The following is an 18,785-nucleotide window of genomic DNA, read 5'->3' as shown; positions in this document are numbered from 1 at the left end:
TACCCGGATAAAATTGTACTCCCTTTTTAGCAGCGGTGTCAAATGACCGGCACGTTCAGCCGAGACGCTGGGATAACACTTTCATAACCTCATCAATATCAACAGGTTTGGCCAGGTGACCATTCATGCCGGCTGCCAGGGCGCGATCGATATCCTCCCGGTAGGCATTGGCGGTCATCGCGATAATAGGCACGGTTTTTGCGTCCCCCCGATCCATTGCACGGATTTTGCGGGAGGCATCGTGGCCATTTAAATTCGGCATCTGTATATCCATGAAAATCAGATCATAATAGTTTTCCGGAGAAGCGGCAAAGATCTTTACCGCTTCGGCTCCGTCCGGGGCCTCGTCAATTTTCACATGTGTATCCGAAAGAAGTTCCTGGAGAATCATCCGGTTAATATCGATATCTTCGGCTAATAGAATCCGCTTGCCCGGAAAAACCTTTACCGTAGTATCCTTTTGGGGCGCCTCTTCCCGCGGCATTTCGGCGATGTCCATATCCAGGGTAAATGAAAAGGCAGATCCCTCACCGGGAACGCTTTTTACCGTAATAAGGCCCCCCATCTGTTTTACCAGATTTTGGCTGATCGCAAGTCCCAGGCCGGTCCCGCCGAAACGGACCGAGATGGAACTATCCGCCTGCTCAAAGGCGGTGAATAAATTTTCCATTTGTTCCGCGTTCATTCCGATCCCCGAATCGGATACATGGAAATAGAGCTTTATCCGTTTTTCATCCCGATCCAATCCCTGAACCTTGAAGATGATGGTCCCCAGATTAGGAGTAAATTTAACCGCATTCCCCAAAAGGTTTATCAGGATCTGTTTAAGCCGGAGCTTATCCCCCATTACACAAATATCCGTAATGCCGGCAAAATCGTTGCCAAAATTTATCCCCTTTTCCTGGCAGCGCAGAATAATGATCTTGGACACCTCTTTCATGGCCTCGGCCAGTACAAAGGGGTTATGGACAATTTCAAATTTACCGCTCTCAATTTTTGACATATCCAGTACATCGTTCAAAATACCCAGAAGGTGATCCGAGGCGGAGGCAATCTCACCCAGGGAACGATCCTTTTTTTCGATATCATGGGCCCGCCGGGCAATTTCGGTCATGCCGATGATGGCGTTAAGGGGCGTACGGATCTCATGGCTCATTCGGGACAGGAATTCCCCCTTGGCCCGGGACGCCACCTGAGCCGCCTTGGTCTGAACCTCAAGTTCATGGGTCCGCTGCTCCACGGTACGTTCCAGATTGGCGGCCATCTGCCTTTTTCGCAGCAGCATTACGGTGAGAAGCACTAATATTATCGCCAGCAGCGCCGAAACGCCGATCAGGTAGGGTTTCTGCGACCTGTCCATGGCGCCGCTGTAATCAAAGACACGACGGGTCCAGTCGTCCACCACCCTTTCGGTGTCGATCAAACTTTGGGTCTTGCTTATGATGGAACAGAGCAGGTTTTCTTCCGGGCCAAAACCGAAGTAGGCTTCGTAAGGACGGCGCAGTACCAGGTTTGCCTTATACCCCGTGCGTTCCAAATAATTAGTGATATTAAGCAGCAGGTTTCGGGTAGCCATCAGAAGCTCGATATCCCCCCGGGCCAGAGCATTAATGGCCGTCTCCCGATCCGCGTAACTCACCATATTGGTGTGACGGGGAAATAACTCATGGAAAATTCCTGCGGAAGTGGTTCCGCTAACCAGCCCAACCCGCTTGTAGGGAATGTCGCTCAGGGTTACATCCTGACAGGTGTTTTTGGATATGAGGGCATAATAATCGATCTGGTAGGGAGTATCGGCAAATAAAAACTCCTGGTCATTGGATGGAGATCTGACGAGCTCCATGGTCATGGAAGCCTGTCCCTGGTGAAGCATGGCTATGACGTCGACTAATTTTGAATCCGGAGAATTAGCATAATTAAACTGAATGCCTGTTAAAGCAGATATTTCCCGCAGCAAATCTATGGTGATACCCTGCCATTCATTTTCCTTGGGGTTATAAAAACTTACCGGATAATTATCCGCTTCGATGGACACCGCAACCATAGGTCGCGCCGCGTCCTGTAGCTGCACTGCGTCCTGTGGCTGCGCTGCGTTTGCAGCTTCCTGAAGCCTGTCCAGCAGTATCCGCTCGTCGTGGGTAAGACGGCTCAATAAATTATAACGCAGGTACTCCTGAGCTCCTTCGTCATACATCTGGGCAAAACGATAGCTGCCGGTACTTTGCAGGTATTTCTGCACCACAGAAATAAACGCCCGGAGCCGGGGATCCTGGGTGGCCATGGCAACCTGGTTGTAACTCAGGGGCAAAAAATCCTCGATGATAAGATTGTTGTATATGGCAAAGAGCCCCTCCACGGTCTCGTCCATAAAAAGGGCGTCAATTTCCTTACGGATCAACTTTTGATAGGCTTCGTTGTAATTAGCAACAGGCGCCGGTTCAAAGGGCAGCTTGACATAGGGGGAAACCAGGGCTTCGGTGGTGGTACCCCTTAGGAAGCCGTATTTAAGCGGCCGGGAATTGGCCAAAAAAGCCAAGCGACCAGATCCTTCCACACTGACAAATTTAATCCTCCGTTCCGCAATGGAATCGGTCATAAAATATTCCCCGATTTCCCCCAGGGAAGATGATATCTCTCCGGTAAAAGCAATACTACTGTTTTCCAGCCCCTGGAGCAGGGCGTCCCAGCTGTATATTACCGGCCGGAACTTAGTCCCAAAAAGCTCGGAGAGCCAATTACAAACCAGGACAGAAAAACCCTGGATATTGCCGTCTTCACCGCGGAAACATTCGGTACTGAGGGTCATACCGTAGATGAGGATAGCGGTACTGCGGCGCACGTTTTCGATGACGTTTATTTCCTCCCGGGTAACCCCGGGAATATCTCTATATGAATCATACTCACCCAAAACGGAAGGGCCGGAATTTACCTTATTTCCACAAGACGCAAATACAATGAGAAGAACCGCTCCTGCGATTCCGGTGAATACCTTCTGTCCGTTCAACCTCATTATTTAAATTTAGTTCTTCTTGAAGCAATTATCCAGGGTTTTCTGAAACCTCCGCTGCGAATCAATGAAGTTTACACAATATTACGAAAACCGTTACCGTTGAACCCGTCCTGAAGCATCGCCTCCGGCCAGTTTCTTCGCCTCCTCCACTGAGATCTGGTTAAAATCGCCCTCAATGGAATGTTTCAGGCAGCTCGCCGCTACGGCAAATTCCACCACTTCCTGGGGAGAATAATCCCGCAGCATTCCGTAGATAAGTCCGGCGCCGAAACTGTCACCGCCGCCCACCCGGTCTACGATATGTATAGGATATTTTTTCGAAAAATATGAGATATCGCCGGTATACAGCATAGCTGCCCAGTTATTGTCGTTGGCGGAAATGGATTCCCGCAGGGTGATGGCGACCTTCTTAAAACCAAACCGGTCTGTTAAAGCTTTCGCAACCCCCTCGTAGCCTTCCCGGCTAATCTTGCCGGAGCTGACATCCGTGCCCTGGGCGTGAATGCCGAATACATCCGAGGCGTCCTCTTCGTTAGCGATACAGATATCCACCAGGGGCATAAGTTTCCCCATCACCTCCCCGGCCTTATCCCGGGACCAGAGATTTTTCCGGTAGTTAAGATCGCAGGAGATCGTAATTCCCTTAGCCTTAGCGATTTTACAGGCTTCCATGGTTATGGCCGCCACCGTATCCCCAAGGGCGGGGGTAATACCCGTAAAGTGAAACCAGGAAACACCATCGAAGATGGCGTTCCAGTCGAAATCTTTCAGCTCCGCAGCGGCAATGGCGGAGCCCGCCCGGTCATAGATAACCTTGGAGGCCCGCTGGGAAGCGCCTTTCTCCAGAAAATAAATTCCCACCCGGCTGCCGCCCCGTACTATCTTTGAAGTATCCACCCCAAATTGGCGCAAACTGTTCACCGCAGCCTGACCTATTTCATGTTTCGGCAGTTTGGTAACAAAGGCGGCATCCAATCCAAAGTTTGCCAGGGAAACGGCCACATTCGCTTCCCCGCCGCCGTATGTGGCGCCATAAGAATTCGCCTGGACAAAACGATAATACCCTTCCGGAGCTAGGCGTAACATTATTTCACCAAAGGTGACGATCCTTTCCATAACAATCTCCTATAAATTGACGGCGTTATTTTTTCTGCATTATATGTACCGCAAACCCGGCGATTTCTTCTTTTAAATAGACTAAGACTAAGTTCCCCTTGGCATCGGTCTTGATACTGTCCCGGTTAAGGGCTATACCCTGCCGCTCAAGCCAGGCGGCAGCGCGGAACGGGCTATTCGTTCCGATACCGATATGACCCTTTGTACCACGGCCTGATCCTTTCATGATCTCGATTTGGTCGCCGGAAAAAGCTGATATATTACCATCCTTAAGTATAAAGCCAAAAAGAGCGCCGAATGATTTTGCCACAGAGAGCGCTTCCTCCCCATCTTGGGCATTGATGCCGATATGGACCAGAGAAAATCCAAAAACAGTCTGAACCGCTTCTTTGCAGAACGCCGTTATCCGATCAAAATCACCGGCGTTTACCAGATCCGCTCCTGCCATCCAGGAACCGCCGCAGGCAACAATTCGATCGTAGCTTAAATATTTTGCAATGTTACCCTGGTTTATTCCCCCGGTTGGCATGAACTTGACCTGGGGATAGGGAGCGGCAATGGCCTTAATATAATCCAGGCCCCCTGTCAGTTCCGCAGGGAAGAACTTTACTACCCCAAGACCTGCTTCCAGAGCCTGTTCAATATCCGATGGATTAGAACAACCCGGTACTATGGGTATCCCTTTTTGGATACAGTGGGCAACCACCTTGGGGTTAAATCCCGGGCTTACGATGAATTTTGCCCCAACGTCAATTGCCCTATCAACCTGATCGGTGGTTAAAACCGTGCCTGCCCCAAGCAGGACATCGGGCGCCTCTGCGTTTATGCGGCGTATGGCCTCCTCTCCCTCAGCGGTTCTGAGGGTAATCTCCACACAGGGAATGCCCCCGGCGGACAGAGCTTTCGCCAGGGGGACAGCCTTTTTCGCATCGTCGATCTTGATTACCGGGACTATCCCGATCTTTCCTATTTCTTCAAGTATGTTTTCCATAATTAGCTCCTTCCATTACTATTTTCAACCCGGTGATCCGGAAACCACCACGCCGAATAAAGCTGTATCTTATCAGGTATGCTATCACCCTGAAAAGACCCCATCACCGCGGCCGTGGTGTCCAAGATATTTTTGCAGTGTCTTTCTCACCGCCCCCGGCCCGGCAAGCAGCTCCGAAAAATAACCCTCAATGAGTTCTCCCAGGCCCACTTCATACAGATTTACTGCGAATATTTTTTGGTTAGAAAGGATGGGCCTCAGTTTTCCCGCCGCCGAACCGGGGGCCCCCAGGCTAAGCCCTTGCAGAGTTTCCTGTAGCGTTGTTAACAGGGGATCCGGGCTGGGGGTAAAGGCCTTGCCGCTATCGTCAAGGCCGAGCAGGTACCGGCACCAGGCCGCTAAAACCAGGGGGATCAGGACCAGGTTTTTGGTATGAAGCTTCGGGTTCAGGGTATACAGCTTGATGGTCTCGCCGAAACGGATGCCCAGTTTCTGGGAAGTATCCGTGGCTATACGCTGGGGGGTGTCGGGAATATTGGGATTTGGAAAACGCTTTTCAAGCACCTCCCGTACAAAATCTGCGGGCTGTATGATACCCGGATTGGTGACCACGGGCATCCCCTCATCATAGGCTATTTTTCTAACCAGACTTACGAGATCCGGGTCCTTCATTTCAGCGGCAATAGAACTGTAGCCCAAAAGGCAGCCGAAAACCGCAAGGGCCGTGTGGAGCGGGTTGAGGCAGGTACAAACCTTCATTTTCTCAACCCTATCGACCGTTTCCCTGTCGGTAAAATAAACCCCGGCCTTTTCAAGGGGGGGCCTTCCATTGGGGAAAATGTCCTCAATCACCAGGTACTCGGCTTCCTCGGTATTTACAAAGGGGGCGTTCACCGAATGTCCGCCGGTATTGATTATTTCCATGCCCCCAAGACCCGCAGCCTCAAGCTGATCCCGCACTTTTTCTGACGGATAGGGGGTTATTTTGTCTATCATGGTAAGTGGGAATGCGGCCTTCGCCGGATCGGAGAGCCAGTTTACAAAGCCCGGATCGACAAAAGAACGGGCCTTCCATTCGCCGGCCACCGCCAGTACGGCTGCCTTGAGCTTATCCCCGTTATGGGAAAAGTTATCGGTACTCACCAGGGCCAGAGGCCGGCCGCTTCCCTTTGTATAACGTTCGTACAGCAGCGCGGTAAGCTTGGTCATCCCGTGAACCGGGGCCACAGGCCCTGCCTCAAATTCCTTCAGGATCTCCGGCTTGAATGAGCCGTCCATGTTTCTGAGCTCATAGCCCTTTTCGGTAATTGACAGGGATACTATCTGCAAAGAGGGGGCGCAAAAAATAGTCTTAAGCCGTTCCCATTGGGCAGTATCGGCGCTGTCCGCGGCAAGCGCCTCGGTAACGCCAGCGACGACAGATTTTTCAAGGCTGCCGTCGGCCTTCATGGTTACATGTATGTACAGATTGTCATGGGGCAGGAAAACTTTTTTTATAAGCCCGTGGTCAAGGGGCGCAACGGCAACAATGCCGCGATCCATGGCGCCCATTTCTATAAGCCGCTGGGCCAGCATGGCATGGTATGCCTTGAACAGGTTTCCCACGCTGAAATGTACCCAGACCGGCGCAGCAAAACTGCGATCACGCACTGCGTCAATATCGAAGGAAGGTATCCTGATCCCCGCCTTTTCAAATTCGACCTTCTGTTCTTTCACCGATTTTCTGTTTAGTAAAAGCATATCCCACCCCCTGGTTCACTAAATTTACCGGGACATTTTTTCAATAGCTTCCCACAGGCCGTTTAAGTACGTAGCCCCCAGAGCCCGGTCGTAGAGACCGTAACCGGGCATGGATACCTCCCCCCAGATGGCGCGGCCATGATCCGGGCGGATGGGCCCATCAAAGCCGGTATCGTAGAGGGCCTTCATGATCCGGAAGATGTCCAGCGATCCGTCACGGGAAAAATGTGCCGACTCCTCAAAATCGCCGGGACTGTTATGCCGCAGGTTCCGCACATGGGCAAAGTGGATACGGCCCTTTAATGCGGCGATAATATCCGGAATATCGTTTTGGGGATTGGTCCCCAAACTTCCGGTACAGAGGGTTACCCCATTGTGAGGATTATCCACCGCCCGGATCAAGCGGAGTAACTGATCTTTTGAACCGACAATCCGGGGAAGGCCGAAGACAGACCACGAGGGATCATCCGGGTGGATGGCCATGTTGATGCCGTACTTATCACAGACCGACATGATGCGGTTCAGAAAGTACTGTAAATTGGCAAAGAGTTTTTCCCCGTCCACCCCCTGGTACATCTCAAAAAGTTCCTTCAGATGGCCCAGCCGTTCCGGCTCCCAGCCGGCCAACACAAAACCGTTGGACTGGGAGTTGATGGCATTGGTCATGGCCTTGGGATCGATGGTGTCGATTATCTTCTGCTCGTAGGCCATGGTGGTGCTGCCGTCATCCCGCTTCCTGGACAGATCGGTCCTGGTCCAATCAAAGACGGGCATGAAATTATAGCAGACCAGGTTCACCCCCGCCTCTCCCAGCCGTTCCAGGGTGGTAATATAATTGTCGATATACCTATCCCTTTCGGGGGCGCCGGTCTTGATTGCGTCATGGATATTAACGCTCTCGATACCGGCGATGGTAAGTCCCGCCGCCGCCACCTCTGCTTTCAAAGCGGCGATAGCTTCTTTTTCCCAAACCTCACCGGGCAAAGCGCCGTAGAGTGTCGTAATTATCCCGGTTACACCCGGGACTTGTCGGATATATTCAAGTTTAACCGAATCATATCCGGTTCCGAACCAACGCATGGTCATCTGCATAAAAATACCTCTATTATTTTTATAAGTCTATTTTCCACATTCCCCTATTTCCCAAAAATTAAATTGGGAATAAACAACACAAGGTCTTTAAAAAAGATACATATGGTAACAACTACAAGAACCGCTATAATAAAGGGGACCGATTCTTTTGCCGTTTCTTCCGGTTTACAACCCATGATGGTTGATGTGGTATACAGCGCAATGCCGACCGGGGGTGTCATAATCCCCATGGTAGTAACGGTCATCATCACAAGCCCGAATTGTACCGGATCAACCCCGATTGCCAAAACAACGGGCAGCAGAATTGGGGTGAGTAAAAGTGCGATCACCGTAGTTTCAATAAACATGCCGCAAAAAACCAAGAGTAAAATGATAATAAATTGCATCAGATATGGGTTCGTTGTTATATTTACCAGAAAACCGGCCATAGCCTGGGGAATACGGTCGTATACTATACCATAACCAAAAATACCAGAAAGGGACACGAGAATCATGATAACCCCGATGTCTCTTGCCGTATCCCGGAGGGTCATAAAAAACACTTTCCAGGTCAGCTCTTTGTAAATGAATACTCCGACAAATATCGCGTACATGCAGGCGAAAGCCCCGGACTCTGAGGGGGTAAAAACGCCGAAGCGGATACCGACAATCAGAATAACCGGGAAAAGCAATGCCCAGATACAGTCTATTGACGCTTTCCCAATTTCCGAAAGTGTGGCGGGCCTGTTCCGTTCCGGCGTATAGCCGCGTTTTCTTGCGGTTAAACGTACCGTAAACATAAGCGCCGCCATCATCATGAAACCCGGGACAAAGCCCCCCGCAAAAAGCCTGCCAATGGATACCTCGCCCACGGAGCCGTAAATTATAAGCCCCATACTGGGAGGGATAGTCGCGGTGATAAGGGATGTAACCCCGTTTACCGCGCCGGAATATCCCTTGGCATAACCCCGTTTTGTCATCTCAGGACCGAGTACGCGGCATTCCATTGCGGCATCCGCATTGGCGGAACCGGAAACCCCTCCCATGAGGGTTGAAAGCACACAGGATACCTGTCCTAAATTTCCGTACATATGCCCGGTAAGTACATTTGAAAGTTTTACAAGGCGTGAAGTGATACCGGTATTATTCATCAGATTACCCGCAAAAATAAAAAGCGGAATAGCCAGAAGGGTAAAACTCTGACTGGAGCTTACTACTTTTTGTACTATAATTGGAAATGGAATACCCGGGGTTACCACAAAAAAAACCGCTCCGGATATGCCGATAGCGAAGGCTACCGGCATACCGAATAACAGTAACAGCAGGAAAACAATAACAACAATACCCATCAGATTGCCTCCTTGCCTTCAGTAACAATTACAGTATCTTTCCAATGCGAAACAAGTTTTAATACAATCGTGAGGGTAAGGAATAGTGAACCCACAGGAGCGCTGATCGTTGCCCATGAATAACTTATCCCCAGGGTCTGAAAGAGCCGTTTTGAGTTATCAATACAAAGGGGTATACCATACCGAATCAGTATACCCAAAAAAACAATGACAATAATATAAAAGAAATAATACAAAAACTTTTGAACCCTATGCGGAAAGTGGGTAATAAGCATATCAACCCGTACAAAATCCGCTTTCCGCAGGGCCAAATCGGCGCCAAGAAAAACAACCCATGCAAAGAGGAGCAATGAAACATCCTGCGCCCAGTTAAGCGGATGCCGTATCCCCCGCGCAACGGCGGAGAGAAAAACCAGAAAAGTAATGATCGCCACAAATGCAGAAACAAGTACTTCCTCAACCTTGCAAAATTTCTGGTACACAATGGCAAGCCGTTTCATGTTTTCTCCTCCTATATGTGTTTATTTTTTGCCGATTTCAGACCATATTTGGTCACGTAATGTTTTAAACCCAAGTTCATCATAGGCTTTCTCTGCAGCCTTTGAAAATGCGGCTTTATCAGGATTTGTTATTATCATTCCCTTTTCAATCATCAGTTTTTCATAGTCCCCCGCAGTTTTCAGTACAATTTGCGCATTTTCGTATGACGCTTTCTTACATTCGTCCATAAGAATTTTTTGATAATCCGCGGGCAGAGCGGAGAACCATTTTTCACCAACCATGATGAAGTTGGCCAGCTGGAAATGTTCGGTTTTATTGATATATTTCAGAACTTCGTACATACGGGCGGGATAGGCTGACGTTGATTGTACTTCTACGCCGTCAATTGATTTCGACTGTAGGGCGTTATATGAATCATTCCAGCCCATGGCAATAGGGGTGGCGCCCATTGATTCTACGGATTTTGCCCACACCGGAGCGCCGGGGGTGCGGATGCGCTGACCATTCAAGTCGGCGGGCACATTAACCGGCTTGGTGGTATAAAAATTACGGGGGCCGTCATACCAGTTGTAGCTTAAAATCCGCATACCGTTTTGTATCAATTGGGCATCCCAGGCGGCAAATGTTTTTGATTCGGTAATTTTCCGCAGCTCGTCGTAATTGCCGGCAATATAGGGCATACCGATAATACCGATATCCTTTACATAATTCGCCATGCGTCCGCCATCGGTTAAAACGGCTACATTTACCCCTTGAAGGGCCTGTTCAATCACATCTTCATCGCTCCCCAATTGCGCTGAAGGGAACACCTCTATTTTGAGATTCCCCGAGGTTTTTTCCTCTACCGCCTTTGCCCACTCCTTGAAACCGCCAACCATGGGGCTGCTTTCATTAAGCTGGGTAGACATCTTCAGAATAAAGGTCTGCTTCCCACCCGAAGGGCCGTCTTTTTTAGCACAGCCGGTAAACAATAGTCCCGCAACGATTCCGGCAGCCAGGACCGCAAGCAATGTTTTCTTCTTCATACAATCCTCCAAAAAATTTAATGCATGAAGATATATTACCATACTAGTATACCAGTGTCAAACTTTTTTTTTATTATTTTTTTGTATCCCGGGGTAAGCGGGGCGAAGTCTATGGCAGGGCGCCAAAATCTACGTCAAAGGCGTTCCCGCCTTCTTCGGACACAAAATAATCGGGAAATTCCTCTATCAAAAGGTTTTTTTCATCCCCCAGTTTATGGAGATGCTGTTTAAGGAGAGCCCCGGCGGTGGGCAGATCCCCCTTTTGTAAAGCGCCAAGGAGGTTTTTATGCTGCTCCACAATTCCGGCGGCGATACCCTTGAACCGTACGGTTAAGAGCCGTATCCGGTGATAGTGACCGCTCATTTGTTCCAGAACTGCCCAACTCAGTTCCTGGCCTGCAATGCTGAAAAGGGCATGGTGAAAGGCATCGTCATGGGTGACAAAAGTAATATAATCGTCATTTTTAATGGCCTCACGCTGCTCCCTGATAAGCTGCTTAAGGGCTGCAAAGTGTTCCGGTTTTGATTTGCTGATAAAGGGCTCCAAAACCGCCATCTCCAGGCTTTCCCGGAGAAAGGATTCCTGCTCAACCCGGGAAAAATTGATACGGGATACCAGGGTTTCTTTTTGGGGAACCACCTGCAAGAGCCCTTCCTTGGCAAGGTGGATAAAGGTCTCCCGCACCGGGGTACGGCTAACCTTATACCGGAGGGCAATTTCCTTTTCGCTTATCCCCGTACCGGGGGCCAGGTTGAGGTTGATGATATTTTTACGGAGATTGACGTAAACAGAATCCTGTACGCTGCCGGATCGATATTTGCCTGTCCCTTCCATACATTCATGCTCCTTTTGTAAATATGGACAGGTCATCCACATCCATAACCATAAGTTTCGCCGCCACCGCCTCAGTTCCATCCAGGGATACGGTACAATCAAAACTAAAAACCCCTTCAACCATACAATCTTTGTTAACATCAATGCACACCGTGGTTCCCGCCTTTAGTAGGGGACGCTTTATTTCCATGTTTGAAACACTCAGGATGCAACCCAGCTTGGGCGGCTCCCCTCTCTCGCGGCTCACGAGCCCTGATAAACTACTAATGCTCTGGGCCATAAATTCAAAACTCACCCAGGCGGGTACACCCCCAAGCTCGGGATCGTAAAAAAGACAATCCCGGGTAATATCATATTCCGCACGAAGCGTACGCTTACTGGTATCATAGGCCAAAATACGGGAGAGGAGGAACATCTTACCCTTATGGGGCAGGAGTGTAAGAAGCTCATCCCGTTCAATGTTTCCACCAATCACCGCTTAATCCTCCGTGTATCATCCTTTCGTCCAAAAATCATAGAAATTATACCATTGCAGGGGGTACTGTTTACAGTAAGATTCAAGTCTATGGGCAAATAAACGGGCCAATTCTTCAACACGCCCTTCCCGTTCCTTGCGGGAACAGTCAAAACTTACGGGGCTCCTATGGACATGCATGTCGTATTGGGACGACAGGGATATATCCTTTTGCCTGAGGGCGAACACAAAATAGGTCGGCACATTGAGCATGGCGGCCATGAAGAAAGCCCCATAGGTAAAGGGCGCGCTTTTATTCAGAAAGGGAATGAAAAAACACTTGTTCCGGGTATTAGCCGAAGTCCGGTCCCCGGCAATGGTCACCAGTTCCCCTGCGGCAAGCCGATCCTGAAGCATAATGATAGTATCCGGACCTATATCATTGACGTCTATCATCCTGAGACTTACATCGGGATTGAGTTCCCGGAGCATACGGTTAAAGGAGGGGGTAACCTTGAAATCCACGATCCCGTTGACCGGCACCTCCCGGGAAAGGCCGGTCCGGTTAAAGTTGGCCAGGGCCCGCAGGAGTTCCGAGTTTCCCAGGTGGGAACAGATAAGCATCGCCCCCTCCCCCCGATCCAGCCGTTCCCGCAAATCCCCAATATCGTCATCCTGAAAATGGATGCGGCTTAAATCCACCTTGCCTCCCCAGGATTCTACTTTTTCAATCGTCGTCAGTGCAAAGGCCAGAATATGCCGGAAGATGTGAAGGGTGAAGGGCTTCCCGTTATCCGCATAACAGGCGGCAACCCTGGAGAGAAAAAGCCGGGAATTGTCCCGGGCCCGTTTTGAAAAAACATAATAGAAAAAGGCCACCGGAAAGGCGAGGAGACGCAGGACGATCACCGGGCAGATCTTAAAAATGATAAGGATGAGCTTGACATGCCAGTATCCGGCGACCTGTTCCTTCTGTTCCGACCAGTGGACCGCTGTTTCGGCCCCAGGATGCTCAGACCAGTAAGTCTGCTTCATGGTGCAGTCCCGTCCAGGATCAGGGTTCCGCCGGCATAGATCTTGGCGCCCGTATCACTTATTTTAAAGGTCAGTGATCCCGCTTCCCGGTTATAGTTCAATGTCACGATCACCCTTATATTGGGGAATATGGGGGTGGAGAATTTGATCCGTCTGGATGTTTTTAATAAAAGGGGGGTCCCGAAAAAATGAGCCCCAAGACGGATCACCAGGTCAAACTGGGCCACTGCGGGGAGGAGCTTGAATTCAGGGAAATGACCATCGAAGTATTCACACTCGGCGGGGATGAACAATTCCACCGATGCCGCATCTTCAGTTTGATGCAAAACCTTTTTTACGATAACCCCATGGGCCAAAATGTCCTTGGGCATTTTTTTATCCGTCATTTTTCGTACAACAAGCTCCCCTGCAAAAAGAATACCCATAAGAATATATGAAATACCCCCATTATAGATAGACCAGAGGGCATCGGAGGCAAAAAATACGGTATAAAAGGCGATTCCCCCGTTGAGAACGAAGAATCCGCACCAAACCCAGGTTACTTTCCGGCAATAGGCTTCTATGCGCTTTTCCGCCAGGGAACCCTTGATACTTTTATCCTGGAGAGTCGCAAACCGGAAGATCATGGTTGGAGGGGCAAAGAGGGTACTGCCAAAGGCCGCCAGAAGGGCCCCGTTCATAAAAACCGGATACAATTTTACATATATAGAAGAATTGGTAAACAAACTTAAAAAGCCACCTCCCAAAAGCAGGAAGGCGCTTAGAAGCTGCTTCCGGGGGATTCCCTTTTTTTTTTAGATGTACAAATGAGGAAATAGGCAAAACCTACCAGGATGACAAAAATCGAAAGGAACCGCAGGGATATCTTAAAAACCACCAAAAAGAAAAATACCAAAATGGGATAAACCGCAGCTGCTATGTAAAAAAAGACCTTCAAGGTACTTCCTGTACCAGGGGAAAAAGAACATTTACCACGTCCTGAATCGTGCGGATATTCTCAAAAAGTTCCGGATCTATTTTACCCGAAACATAGGGTTTTATTTTGACGATAAGATCCACCGCGTCTATCGAATCAAAATCCAAATCTACAAAAAGAGAAGCCGTAGGAGTTATCAGATCCCCATCAATTTCGAATTCCTTGATAAGAATTTCCTTTATTTTTTCAAAAATATCATCCTTTGTCATGATCCGCCGGTTCCCGCAATAATATAAGCCGCAAGTGCATCCACCGAAGCAAAATGCTTCCGGTTATCCTCACTTTCCGCAGAAAATTTTATACCAAATTTCTTTTTAAGCGCCACACCCAGCTCCAGGGCATCAATCGAATCCAATCCCAATCCTTCGCCAAATATCGGTTCCGAATCAACGATGTTTTCGGGCTTTATATCCTCCAACTCAAGGGCGTTTACAATTAATTCCTTTATTTGAAATTTCAGATCGTCCATCCGGTCCCCACTCCCGCAGTAAAAAACAGTATTTTAACCTAACCTTTTTGCTATAACGTGTCAAGATCCGCATTGACACCCGGGAAAGGCCGTACTAGGATGAGGACGGCCTTTCCCCGACCCAGTGGTGAAGGCCGGAGCATACCATGCACGACTATACGGTTGATAAAATCCACGCGGTGGACGCAAAATTTGAAGCCCTGAGGATCGCCTTTGCGCCACTAACCTTTCAAGCAGTGCGGGCGCTCTTGGAACTGGGGATTCTGCAGAAAATATCCGATGCCGGCGACGCGGGGCTTACCGGGGAAGAAGCGGCGGAACAGACCGGCGTTTCCCTATACGGCGTTGGAGTTCTGGCGGAAATTGCCCTGGGCATGAAGGTGCTCAAGCTCCGGCCCGGTGCAGACGGGAAGGAGCGTTTTGTTCTGGGCAAGATCGGCTGGTTCCTGCTGGAAGATGACATGACCAGGGTTAATTTTAACTTTGTCAACGATATCTGTTATCAGGGCGCCTATGGGTTAACCGAATCGATCAGATCCGAAAAGCCCCGGGGCCTTGCGGTCTTTGGGGAACGCTGGAATACTATTTATGAGGCCCTCTCTTCCCTGCCCGAGGGGGCAAAAAAAAGCTGGTTTGAATTTGATCATTTTTATTCCGATATCGCCTTTCCCGAGGCGCTTCCTATTGTGTTTGCCTCCCCGCCCCGCCGCCTTTTCGACATAGGCGGTAATACCGCGAAGTGGGCCATCAGGTGCTGCGATTATGATCCCCAGGTACGTATTACCATCATAGACCTCCCCGGCCAGACTGCGGTGGCGGAAAAAAACGCCGCCGATGCGGGCTTTGGGGACCGCATTGAACTGTACCCATGCAACGTGCTTGATCCCGCCGCCTGCTTCCCCGCCGGGGCCGACGCGATCTGGATGAGCCAATTTCTGGACTGTTTTTCCCTGGACCAGGTTACCGCCATACTGGCAAAAATCCACGAAGCGGTGACCCCCGCAACCACTATCTACGTACTGGAACCGCTCTGGGACATGCAGCGCTTTGAAGCCTCCGCCTACTCCCTCCAGGCTACATCCCTTTACTTTACCTGCATGGCAAACGGCAACAGTAAAATGTACCGTTTCGCGGAACTTAGCGGAGCAATTGAGAAAGCCGGGTTTACATTATCCTGCGCTCACCACGGGCTTGGGTCAAACAGCTATTCGCTCCTGTGCTTTCGGGCTGTCTATTAGGGAGGAGTCGGTGCCAGGCTCGAATTGTTTTTCTTTTGTACACCATGCCGCTCTATGGACCCACCTGCCTTCTCTTCCCCTTATGGATAAATATTTATTGATGTCGGCTGCTTTCCTTTCCTATTATTTTTAAAGCACACTTTTCCAAATAATGTATAATCGAAAGCTATCGTTGTTACGGCTTTAATTCTGAATGTTGACTGCCTAATGACACGATAAGGCAAGAAAAGAACAACGGACTATTCATGCAAATGGTGACGGGACTTTTAAGGTTGATGGGCGGACAAGAGATTTGCGGGAAAGGATGACAAAGTGGGCATCAATAATATAAAGAAATTACCCTTGGAGATCCAAAGGGCATTCACTAAGCTGACTGCTATCCATACCGCAAATATCATTGAGGACTTGAAGATACCGCCATCGAACCCTCTGCCCCTCAAAATACGTCCTCCAATGTAGCCGCTCATGCGGCATCTAAAGAGTTTGCCGATAGGAACTGATTTACACGCCTCCATCCGGCGGCACAGCGTCATTCTGTTTCGGGGCTCCGGGCTGCCTCCGGCCCCTGCCGCGCGCATCCATGCGCACTTTTCCTCCCTCCGGTTAGTGACCCTCGGAAGGAGGAGTGGGAAACCTACTCGTTCGTTACCTATTCCAAATCCATTTTACTGGGTACTGGCCAAAAACCGTATCCGAGCTAATAACTGGTATACTCTCGTTTATGGCCATTTCCCAGAGGCTGGCGATACTGATTACCAGTTGACTGTCAGCCTGTTCCATCAATGCCTTGATGTGCACGGGCAATTTGGAGTCGTCTTCGACAAACCATATAAACGATTGGGTATCAACCAGGTACTGCATTACTGATAGTCCTTGAAGTCCTCAAGCGGAGCATTGAAATCATCGCTCATCATGGTGAATGTACCCTTCATACAGCCAGCGCGGGGTTTGCGGTCCGATTGGCCTGCTGACGTAGGGTACTTGGCCAGCAAAAAACCCACAAAATCGCTCACTTCCTGCTGGAGCGAAACGGGAAGCCGCTGTACATTTTGATATAAGGCGTCAGTTTTCATTATTGCCTCCATACCTCTATTCTAGCACAAATCCCTCACCTATGCCACCGCCCTTGCACCGCCCCCGTAATCTCAATCAGGGAGTGTGAGCACATATTTCCCGGATGCCGTGATGCTTGCGCCTATAAGATTAATAGGGTATTATGGTCATAAATAATGATACGGACGAGGAATAAAGTATGAGTAGGAACTTAGTAGCGTATTTTTCAGCAAGTGGGGTTACATCTGAACTTGCCAAGACACTCGCGAAGGCGGCAAACGCCGACCTTTATGAAATAAAACCGGAAATATTATATACCAAGGCCGATTTGGACTGGAGAGACAGCCGGTCCCGGAGCTCAATAGAAATGAAAGACCCATCATCCCGCCCTGCACTTGCGGATAAGAATGCCAACATTGCGGCATACGATGTTATATTTGTAGGCTTCCCAATTTGGTGGTATGTGGCCCCAACCATCATTAACACTTTTTTGGAAAGCTATGATTTTTCCGGAAAGACTATTATACCCTTTGCAACATCCGGCAGCAGCGGATTAGGCAAGACGAAAGAAAAGCTCCAGCCTTCCGTTTCCGGCACGGCTATATGGAAAGAGGGAAAACTGCTGAATGGCAAGCCATCTCAGGATACTTTAGCTAGATGGGTAGAATCTTTTCAATCGTGAGAACAGCTGAGCGGTGAGGTCCAAGGTATGCAGATAGACACTTATTTCTGTCAATCACACACCATGGCAGCGCTCAGAGCCCATAATGAGGGGTAAGACAGAGTGGATGGTGATGACCTGCGGGCTCTTTTGAGCCGGAATTTAAAAGATTTAGGACATTTCGCGGCTTTTCACAGCAGGTTCTAGCCGAAAAGGCGGATATCTCGGTCACCTATATAGGGTCCATAGAACGATGTGAACGCTAGCCCCACCCGGATATTTTGGTTAGACTTGCCGTTGCCCTGGGAGTAGAAGTCCGGGATCTTTTTAGCTCTGAAAGCCCTGTTGCCGCCGACATTAAGGGAATAGTCGATAAGCTGACCGTTGATATGGCTTCCCTGGTAAATTCTTCACTGGAACTCATGAGCAAGATCTCCGACAAGGAATCCAATCCACAGGGTAAAAAAAGATAAAAAAACGGCCCGATAGCAGGGCGGATAGGTTTATTTAATTCTGAATGTTGACTGCCTATAGGTAGAAAAAAACATGAAATCAAAATAGACTTTGTGCGACATGCGATTTTGACTTCATGCAAGGAGCTGCCCATGAAAGCTTTTCCCTTAGATCGTGCTTTCCAATTCATTGAGCCCGGACCAACTATTTTATTATCCACAAGCTATAAGGGTAAATCAAACCTAATGACCCTAAGTTGGTCTACGGTAATAGATTTTACTCCTATTTTCGGTTGCATATTAAGTCCGGGGGATTACACGTTTGAGATCCTTAAAAAGACAAAGGAATGCGTAATAGCTATACCAACAGTAGATTTGCTACGCACAGTTGTAGACATTGGCAATTGCTCCGGAATTGATACCGATAAATACACCCGATTCAAACTAACCGCCATTAAGGGAAAATATGTTAATGCTCCGCTCGTAAAAGAATGTTTGGCAAACATTGAATGTAAAGTAATCGATACCTCCATGACCGGCAAATATGGTCTTTTTGTTATGGAAGGACTTAAAGCATGGTACGATAAGACAAGAAAAGAACAACGGACTATTCATGCAAATGGGGACGGGACTTTTAAGGTTGATGGGAGGACAAGAGATTTGCGGGAAAAGATGACAAAGTGGACATCAATCATATAAAGACTCGAACCCTCCGTCCCTCAACCTACTGTTTCGGGGCTCCGGGCCGCCTCCAGCCCCTGCCGCGCGCATCCATGCGCGCTTTTCCTCCCTCCGGTCGGCGGGGCCTC

The 18,785-nt window shown here is 49.2% G+C and carries 20 protein-coding genes and 1 pseudogene; 5 read left to right on the top strand and 16 right to left on the bottom strand.

What is annotated here, in order from left to right; genetic code table 11:
- Positions 1-55: 55 nt before the first annotated feature.
- The 15 genes from LQZ19_RS15480 to LQZ19_RS15410 all read right to left on the bottom strand — a co-directional run bounded on the left by LQZ19_RS15480 (position 56) and on the right by LQZ19_RS15410 (position 14,572).
- On the bottom strand, positions 56-3,010 hold the full coding sequence (locus LQZ19_RS15480) for an ATP-binding protein (protein ID WP_411048588.1): 2,955 nt from the start codon (positions 3,008-3,010) through the stop codon (positions 56-58).
- 93 nt (positions 3,011-3,103) lie between these two features.
- Positions 3,104-4,126: a PfkB family carbohydrate kinase gene (locus LQZ19_RS15475; protein ID WP_411048587.1), complete on the bottom strand. Its 1,023-nt coding sequence runs from the start codon at positions 4,124-4,126 to the stop codon at positions 3,104-3,106.
- 25 nt (positions 4,127-4,151) lie between these two features.
- A complete protein-coding gene (locus LQZ19_RS15470; RefSeq protein ID WP_411048586.1) occupies positions 4,152-5,117 on the bottom strand; it encodes a bifunctional 4-hydroxy-2-oxoglutarate aldolase/2-dehydro-3-deoxy-phosphogluconate aldolase in 966 nt (321 codons plus the stop codon).
- Positions 5,118-5,119: 2 nt separating this feature from the next.
- Positions 5,120-5,221, bottom strand: coding sequence for a hypothetical protein (locus tag LQZ19_RS15465; RefSeq protein ID WP_411048585.1), 102 nt, complete (start codon positions 5,219-5,221; stop codon positions 5,120-5,122).
- Positions 5,202-6,857, bottom strand: a complete 1,656-nt coding sequence (locus LQZ19_RS15460; RefSeq protein WP_411048584.1) for a mannitol dehydrogenase family protein — start codon at positions 6,855-6,857, stop codon at positions 5,202-5,204. The genes LQZ19_RS15465 and LQZ19_RS15460 overlap by 20 nt, the downstream gene beginning before the upstream one ends.
- 24 nt (positions 6,858-6,881) lie before the next feature.
- Positions 6,882-7,949 (bottom strand): mannonate dehydratase, encoded by a 1,068-nt coding sequence (gene uxuA / locus LQZ19_RS15455; protein ID WP_411048583.1) that lies wholly within the window; start codon positions 7,947-7,949, stop codon positions 6,882-6,884.
- A gap of 44 nt (positions 7,950-7,993) precedes the next feature.
- Positions 7,994-9,277, bottom strand: a complete 1,284-nt coding sequence (locus LQZ19_RS15450) for a TRAP transporter large permease (protein WP_411048582.1) — start codon at positions 9,275-9,277, stop codon at positions 7,994-7,996.
- Positions 9,277-9,777, bottom strand: a complete 501-nt coding sequence (locus tag LQZ19_RS15445; protein WP_411048581.1) for a TRAP transporter small permease — start codon at positions 9,775-9,777, stop codon at positions 9,277-9,279. Before LQZ19_RS15445 ends, LQZ19_RS15450 begins: the two co-directional genes overlap by 1 nt.
- Before the next feature lie 21 nt (positions 9,778-9,798).
- A complete protein-coding gene (locus LQZ19_RS15440; protein WP_411048580.1) occupies positions 9,799-10,803 on the bottom strand; it encodes a C4-dicarboxylate TRAP transporter substrate-binding protein in 1,005 nt (334 codons plus the stop codon).
- A 109-nt stretch (positions 10,804-10,912) separates the two neighbouring features.
- Positions 10,913-11,638 (bottom strand): GntR family transcriptional regulator, encoded by a 726-nt coding sequence (locus LQZ19_RS15435; RefSeq protein ID WP_411048579.1) that lies wholly within the window; start codon positions 11,636-11,638, stop codon positions 10,913-10,915.
- 4 nt (positions 11,639-11,642) lie between these two features.
- Positions 11,643-12,113 (bottom strand): hotdog family protein, encoded by a 471-nt coding sequence (locus tag LQZ19_RS15430; RefSeq protein ID WP_411048578.1) that lies wholly within the window; start codon positions 12,111-12,113, stop codon positions 11,643-11,645.
- A gap of 18 nt (positions 12,114-12,131) precedes the next feature.
- Positions 12,132-13,127 (bottom strand): lysophospholipid acyltransferase family protein, encoded by a 996-nt coding sequence (locus tag LQZ19_RS15425; RefSeq protein WP_411048577.1) that lies wholly within the window; start codon positions 13,125-13,127, stop codon positions 12,132-12,134.
- A complete protein-coding gene (locus tag LQZ19_RS15420) occupies positions 13,124-13,807 on the bottom strand; it encodes an ApeI family dehydratase (protein WP_411048576.1) in 684 nt (227 codons plus the stop codon). The genes LQZ19_RS15425 and LQZ19_RS15420 overlap by 4 nt, the downstream gene beginning before the upstream one ends.
- A 253-nt stretch (positions 13,808-14,060) precedes the next feature.
- The gene (locus LQZ19_RS15415; RefSeq protein WP_411048575.1) at positions 14,061-14,312 is read right to left on the bottom strand and encodes an acyl carrier protein; all 252 of its coding nucleotides are present in this window, start codon (positions 14,310-14,312) and stop codon (positions 14,061-14,063) included.
- Positions 14,309-14,572: a phosphopantetheine-binding protein gene (locus LQZ19_RS15410; protein WP_411048574.1), complete on the bottom strand. Its 264-nt coding sequence runs from the start codon at positions 14,570-14,572 to the stop codon at positions 14,309-14,311. The genes LQZ19_RS15415 and LQZ19_RS15410 overlap by 4 nt, the downstream gene beginning before the upstream one ends.
- Before the next feature lie 146 nt (positions 14,573-14,718).
- Between LQZ19_RS15410 and LQZ19_RS15405 the strand changes: the two genes are divergently transcribed.
- Positions 14,719-15,810 carry a class I SAM-dependent methyltransferase gene (locus LQZ19_RS15405; RefSeq protein WP_411048573.1) on the top strand — a complete coding sequence of 364 codons (1,092 nt, stop codon included), beginning with the start codon at positions 14,719-14,721 and terminating at the stop codon, positions 15,808-15,810.
- 860 nt (positions 15,811-16,670) lie between these two features.
- On the opposite strand, the gene vapB is transcribed toward LQZ19_RS15405, so the two are convergent.
- Positions 16,671-16,883 (bottom strand): type II toxin-antitoxin system VapB family antitoxin, encoded by a 213-nt coding sequence (vapB, locus tag LQZ19_RS15400; RefSeq protein ID WP_411048572.1) that lies wholly within the window; start codon positions 16,881-16,883, stop codon positions 16,671-16,673.
- A 179-nt stretch (positions 16,884-17,062) separates the two neighbouring features.
- On the opposite strand from vapB, the gene LQZ19_RS15395 reads away from it, so the two are divergent.
- From LQZ19_RS15395 to LQZ19_RS15380, 4 genes and pseudogenes are all read left to right on the top strand, one after another.
- The gene (locus LQZ19_RS15395) at positions 17,063-17,545 is read left to right on the top strand and encodes a flavodoxin (protein WP_411048571.1); all 483 of its coding nucleotides are present in this window, start codon (positions 17,063-17,065) and stop codon (positions 17,543-17,545) included.
- Between the two features lie 158 nt (positions 17,546-17,703).
- Positions 17,704-17,790, top strand: a pseudogene (locus LQZ19_RS15390) (helix-turn-helix domain-containing protein); the annotation flags it as partial.
- A gap of 15 nt (positions 17,791-17,805) precedes the next feature.
- Complete coding sequence (locus tag LQZ19_RS15385) at positions 17,806-17,997, top strand: hypothetical protein (RefSeq protein WP_411048570.1); 192 nt, start codon at positions 17,806-17,808, stop codon at positions 17,995-17,997.
- Between the two features lie 132 nt (positions 17,998-18,129).
- Positions 18,130-18,675 carry a flavin reductase family protein gene (locus LQZ19_RS15380; protein WP_411048569.1) on the top strand — a complete coding sequence of 182 codons (546 nt, stop codon included), beginning with the start codon at positions 18,130-18,132 and terminating at the stop codon, positions 18,673-18,675.
- Positions 18,676-18,785 lie beyond the last annotated feature (110 nt).

It is taken from the genome of Treponema primitia (genome assembly GCF_046533075.1).
Lineage (GTDB): Bacteria > Spirochaetota > Spirochaetia > Treponematales > Breznakiellaceae > Termitinema > Termitinema primitia_B.
The sequence above is the reverse complement of the archived record's forward strand: the minus strand, read 5'-3'. Positions and strand labels throughout refer to the sequence as shown.

Excerpts from the sequence above, each read along its gene's own strand:
- vapB (WP_411048572.1), bottom strand. The coding sequence starts at position 16,883 with ATGAAAACTGACGCCTTATATCAAAATGTACAGCGGCTTCCCGTTTCG.
- LQZ19_RS15475 (WP_411048587.1), bottom strand. The coding sequence starts at position 4,126 with ATGGAAAGGATCGTCACCTTTGGTGAAATAATGTTACGCCTAGCTCCG.
- LQZ19_RS15435 (WP_411048579.1), bottom strand. The coding sequence starts at position 11,638 with ATGGAAGGGACAGGCAAATATCGATCCGGCAGCGTACAGGATTCTGTT.
- LQZ19_RS15470 (WP_411048586.1), bottom strand. The coding sequence starts at position 5,117 with ATGGAAAACATACTTGAAGAAATAGGAAAGATCGGGATAGTCCCGGTA.
- LQZ19_RS15395 (WP_411048571.1), top strand. The coding sequence starts at position 17,063 with ATGAGTAGGAACTTAGTAGCGTATTTTTCAGCAAGTGGGGTTACATCT.
- LQZ19_RS15415 (WP_411048575.1), bottom strand. The coding sequence starts at position 14,312 with ATGACAAAGGATGATATTTTTGAAAAAATAAAGGAAATTCTTATCAAG.
- LQZ19_RS15380 (WP_411048569.1), top strand. The coding sequence starts at position 18,130 with ATGAAAGCTTTTCCCTTAGATCGTGCTTTCCAATTCATTGAGCCCGGA.
- LQZ19_RS15460 (WP_411048584.1), bottom strand. The coding sequence starts at position 6,857 with ATGCTTTTACTAAACAGAAAATCGGTGAAAGAACAGAAGGTCGAATTT.
- LQZ19_RS15445 (WP_411048581.1), bottom strand. The coding sequence starts at position 9,777 with ATGAAACGGCTTGCCATTGTGTACCAGAAATTTTGCAAGGTTGAGGAA.
- LQZ19_RS15405 (WP_411048573.1), top strand. The coding sequence starts at position 14,719 with ATGCACGACTATACGGTTGATAAAATCCACGCGGTGGACGCAAAATTT.
- LQZ19_RS15410 (WP_411048574.1), bottom strand. The coding sequence starts at position 14,572 with ATGGACGATCTGAAATTTCAAATAAAGGAATTAATTGTAAACGCCCTT.
- LQZ19_RS15480 (WP_411048588.1), bottom strand. The coding sequence starts at position 3,010 with ATGAGGTTGAACGGACAGAAGGTATTCACCGGAATCGCAGGAGCGGTT.
- LQZ19_RS15420 (WP_411048576.1), bottom strand. The coding sequence starts at position 13,807 with ATGAACGGGGCCCTTCTGGCGGCCTTTGGCAGTACCCTCTTTGCCCCT.
- uxuA (WP_411048583.1), bottom strand. The coding sequence starts at position 7,949 with ATGCAGATGACCATGCGTTGGTTCGGAACCGGATATGATTCGGTTAAA.
- LQZ19_RS15450 (WP_411048582.1), bottom strand. The coding sequence starts at position 9,277 with ATGGGTATTGTTGTTATTGTTTTCCTGCTGTTACTGTTATTCGGTATG.
- LQZ19_RS15465 (WP_411048585.1), bottom strand. The coding sequence starts at position 5,221 with ATGGGGTCTTTTCAGGGTGATAGCATACCTGATAAGATACAGCTTTAT.
- LQZ19_RS15425 (WP_411048577.1), bottom strand. The coding sequence starts at position 13,127 with ATGAAGCAGACTTACTGGTCTGAGCATCCTGGGGCCGAAACAGCGGTC.
- LQZ19_RS15440 (WP_411048580.1), bottom strand. The coding sequence starts at position 10,803 with ATGAAGAAGAAAACATTGCTTGCGGTCCTGGCTGCCGGAATCGTTGCG.